The sequence below is a fragment of the Shinella daejeonensis genome, assembly GCF_024281235.1.
Taxonomy (GTDB): domain Bacteria; phylum Pseudomonadota; class Alphaproteobacteria; order Rhizobiales; family Rhizobiaceae; genus Shinella; species Shinella daejeonensis.
On the sequence record NZ_JAHWXY010000030.1, the window covers coordinates 1 to 1,586 of the forward strand.

General features: G+C 62.4%; 1 protein-coding gene. It reads right to left on the reverse strand.

Going from position 1 to position 1,586, the window contains the following annotated elements:
- Window positions 1–407: 407 nt before the first annotated feature.
- Window positions 408–1,466, reverse strand: a complete 1,059-nt coding sequence (locus KYK29_RS22375) for an IS110 family RNA-guided transposase (protein WP_254693075.1) — start codon at window positions 1,464–1,466, stop codon at window positions 408–410.
- Between the last annotated feature and the right edge of the window lie 120 nt (window positions 1,467–1,586).

The window sequence follows — 1,586 nt, forward strand, 5'->3', positions numbered from 1 at the left end:
TCTTCTTTAACTGTTTCTGTGGGTGTGAAGCACGCGCCCAGTGCCACCCGCGATCATCTTGCCAATGATCCTGGGCGTTCGCAACAAGTAGCGAAAGAGTCATCCCGATCTGTCCGTCTTCCGTGGGTCCCAGGCATCAAGCCGGAGGACACGCCATGAGCGGATCATCGACATCACCCCGAGCGGCTCACGCTTCTTTCCGTGGTCGATATCAGGATCGCCACAAGCAGGGATCGGAAGGTCGGGCGGCCAAGCTAACTCGCGTCTTCGCAGTCGCAGATGGCGATGCGGACAAGAGTCTGGACGGTCTCACCCGAACCCTCGTCCCCTCGGGGGACATCTCTCCGCCGCAGCGGATCTCTCAGCCTATGTCAGCTTCCCACGATGCGGATGACCGACAGGCAATCTCATGCTCCGGCAACTGCGGCGGGGGCCGCGACCTGGCCATCGCCCGTCTTCCAGATGAAGACGGTTCCCTCGACCCAGATACGATGCATCAGCACGGACATGCGTCGAGCAAGAGCGGTGACAGCGCGCTTGTGTCCCCGGTTCTTCACCAGCCGCATGCCCCACGCCTTGAGCGACGACCAGCGCTTCACGCGGGTCAGCAGGATGTGTGCGGCCTCGTAGAGCGCCGCCCGGGCCATCACGTCGCCGCTCTTGGACACGCGTCCGTTCCGGTCGACCTCTCCGGACTGCCAGGTGCGCGGTGTCAGTCCCAGATGCGCGCCGACAGACTTGGAGCGCCGGAACCGGGATGGCACGTCGATCGTCGCGCGATAGGTCAGCGCAACGATCGGGCCGACGCCGGGAACGGTCATCAACCGGCGGCATACGTCGTCGTCACGGGCGAAGTCCATCGCCACCTTTTGCAGGTTGGCGTATTCGAGAGCCAGGGCACGCCTCGCAGTCAGCATCGGATTGAGCGCCCGCATCAGCATCGTGCGGTCGCCGGCCAGTTCCAGAACGCGCGCCTCGAAGTTGCGTTTGGACACCACGCCCATCTTCAGGCCGAAGCTGCGCAGCATGCCGCGGATCGCCAGCTCGATATCCATCAGCTTGCGAACCAGCGTCTGCCGGGCCACGAGCAGGAAGCGCAGTTCCTGCGCGGTCTGCGTCTTCACATGCACGGCGCGGAACCAGCCGGTACGCATGATGTTGGCGATACCGCGCGCATCGTTGCGGTCGGTCTTGTTCGGCATGGCCGACAGAGCCGCCTTGGCATGCCGCGTCTCAATGCACACAACCGGCAGACCGGCATCAGCCATGCCACCATAAAGCCATTGCGACGGAGCGCCGGCTTCAAGGCCGATCCGCTTCATCGCCATGCCGCATTGCTCAAAGAATGCGACGAGATCGTCGGGTTCGGAAGCAACCTTCGCTTCCTTCATCACAACCCCATCAGCATCCACGATGCAGATGCTCGTCATCTCAAGGGAAACATCCAGTCCTGCAAAGTAGTCCATCGTCTCTCTCCATTCCAGTTGGCGGTGGGCCGGCACGAGCCGGTCAGATCACCGTTCACGGTATGGCAAGAGGCGCTTACTCCACACGCGACGAGAACAGAAACAGTTACCCCAGCTAAC

Excerpts from the sequence above, each read along its gene's own strand:
- KYK29_RS22375 (WP_254693075.1), bottom strand. The coding sequence starts at position 1,466 with ATGGACTACTTTGCAGGACTGGATGTTTCCCTTGAGATGACGAGCATC.